The following is a 353-nucleotide window of genomic DNA, read 5'->3' as shown; positions in this document are numbered from 1 at the left end:
CCGCAAGCAGGTCGGCGAAGGCCGTCCACGAGCCGATGTCGCTCCAGCCGATGTCGCAGGGCACGACCGACACGTTTTCCGCCTTCTCCAGCACCGCGTAATCGATCGATTCTTTTCGCACCGCGGCGAAGCGGGCCTTGTCGAGCTCGATCTGGGCGACGCCGTCGCCCTTGACGCGCCGCGCCGCCTTCAGCGCCGCCCGGCAGTCGCGCAAAATGTCGGGGGTCAAGGATTCGAGCAGGCCGAGCATGGTGCCCGCGGCAAAGCAGAACATGCCGGCGTTCCAGTAGAAGCTGCCGGCGGCGACATAGCTCTCGGCGCGCGCCAGGTCAGGCTTCTCGACGAAGCGCAGC

The 353-nt window shown here is 67.4% G+C and carries 1 protein-coding gene; it reads right to left on the bottom strand.

Annotation, left to right across the window (positions count from 1 at the left end; genetic code table 11):
- On the bottom strand, nt 1-353 hold a 353-nt coding region (locus C7I84_RS29390), incomplete at both ends, for a sugar phosphate nucleotidyltransferase (RefSeq protein WP_245428667.1).

The organism is Kumtagia ephedrae (assembly GCF_003012745.1).
Lineage (GTDB): Bacteria > Pseudomonadota > Alphaproteobacteria > Rhizobiales > Rhizobiaceae > Kumtagia > Kumtagia ephedrae.
Note: the sequence above shows the minus strand (reverse complement) of the source record. Positions and strands in the feature narration are given on the sequence as shown.